At 58.9% G+C, this 1,901-nt stretch carries 2 protein-coding genes; both read right to left on the bottom strand.

Annotation, left to right across the window (positions count from 1 at the left end):
* A partial coding sequence (locus DBR24_RS23020; protein WP_128615898.1) for a substrate-binding domain-containing protein occupies window positions 1-720 on the bottom strand: 720 nt, incomplete at its 3' end.
* Window positions 721-1,218: 498 nt separating this feature from the next.
* Window positions 1,219-1,901, bottom strand: a 683-nt coding sequence (locus tag DBR24_RS33375; RefSeq protein ID WP_256591754.1) for a type II secretion system F family protein, incomplete at its 5' end; no start/stop codon positions are given.

Here is a 1,901-nt window from a genome sequence, read left to right as displayed (position 1 = left end):
GGCAACAACAGCGTTGCTGGTAGCGTCAACACCGTCCGGACCGACATAACCGATGGAGCCGTCAACCGCATTCACGGTAGTGGCAACATCGGAAGTGTTGGCTACACCGACCCAGTTCGAAGGCAAGGCGATGCCACCGATACGAGCGGCGGTGAAGGGGGGGTTGGTCGCGAACTGAGTCGGGCCAATCGTGCTCAGGGGGCGGGTGAGGATTTCCGAAGTGCCGCTGGAAACGTTGCGGTAAACCACGCGGATAGCGGTGGTGTCAGCAGTGCCCAGCAGCGCTCCCCAAGTGGTTTTCTGGCCGGAGAACACTTCGCACAGCTGAGCGCTGGTCAGGTTCAGAGCAGTCTGACCGGCTTTTTTGTAAGGGATGGCAACCGAAGTGGCAACCGAAGGCAGCTGAATCAGCGGACCGAACGAAGCATTGTAGGTGTCTTTGTAGGTCTTGAGTTCCGAAGCGCTGAGGATCGAGTCGCTACCGGCGAAGTGCACAGTGCCAGTGGTGCTGAAACCAGCCGGGTTGTTGGTCAGGAAAGCAGTCTTGCCACCGCCGCTACCGATGGCAGCGTAGGAGAAGTTGGCTGGCAGGATGCTGTCGGCAGAGCCTTTGTACAGAGCGGCAGGCAGCGTTGCACCACCACCGGTAACGGCCATGGCTTGAGCGGAAGCCAGAGCGGCGACGGTCAGGGAAGCTGCGATCAGAGTGCGCTTGAACATGAAGAATCTCCTTTTCAACTAGGTTTGGGAACACAGGTTTTCGGGTGACTTGCATGACACTGGGAGGACTCACCGGGGCCCTCGCTAGCGTTGGCCTTGGTTAAGTCGCACTGAGAAATTCGCAGTTTCCGGTGACAGATAAAGGAAAAAACCTCGGGAGCTGCGAGCTGTTTCTGAAGGGATTTTCTCGGGTGTTTGTCGGATGCTGCGCAGCGTCTGGATCGGGGGTTTGACTGAATCGGGCTGGAGGCGTTGACGGGTGGTTGCAGATGACAGAACGGAGAACCCGAGGATGGTTCTTTTGAGGGTCGGGTGATGCTGAAGTCCTGAAAAAAAGATTGGATTATTTGTTGCCCGGACTGGCCCCTTCGCGAGCAAGCTCGCTCCCACAGGGATTGATGTTGTTAATGCAATTTACTTCACAACACCTAACACTGTGGGAGCGAGCTTGCTCGCGAAGGGGCCCGATCAGACACCACCAAGGCATCAGAGACACCACTACTGCACCAGCTGATTAATCTCAATAATCGGCAACAACACCGCCATCACGATCACCAGCACCACCCCGCCCATCACCACAATCATCAGCGGCTCAAGCAATGCGGTCATGCCCATCGCTCGGCGCTCGATATCCCGTGACAGCGTCTGCGCCGCACGCTCAAGCATCGGTGGCAACGACCCGGTCTTCTCGCCGCTGGCGATCAGGTGAATCAGCACCGGTGGAAATACGTTCTCCACCCGCAGCGCCGCCGCCAGGTTCACCCCCTCGCGCACCTTGGCCGTGGCCTCGCTGACACTCAGACTCAAGCGGTCGTTGGACAAGGTCTGCCGCGCCGCTTCCAGTGCGCGCAACAACGGCACCCCGGCGCCGCCGAGAATCGCCAGGGTCGAAGCAAAACGTGCGGTGTTCAGGCCCAGAATGAAACGCCCGATCAGCGGCAGTTTCAGCACCCGATGATGCCACCTCAAACGCGCCGCCGGATTGCGCAGATACAAGCGCCAGCTCCAGAAGCTTGCGGCCATGATCCCTGCACACAGCCAGCCCCAACTGCGGATGAAATCACTCGCGTTGAGCATCGCCAGGGTCAGCCCCGGCAAATCCTGCCGCGCTTGGGAAAACGCACTGACCACCTGCGGCACCACGTAGCTGAGCAAGAAAATCACGATGCCGATCGACACCA

It is taken from the genome of Pseudomonas sp. HMWF006 (assembly GCF_003061205.1).
Lineage (GTDB): Bacteria > Pseudomonadota > Gammaproteobacteria > Pseudomonadales > Pseudomonadaceae > Aquipseudomonas > Aquipseudomonas monsensis.
Note: the sequence above shows the minus strand (reverse complement) of the source record. Positions and strands in the feature narration are given on the sequence as shown.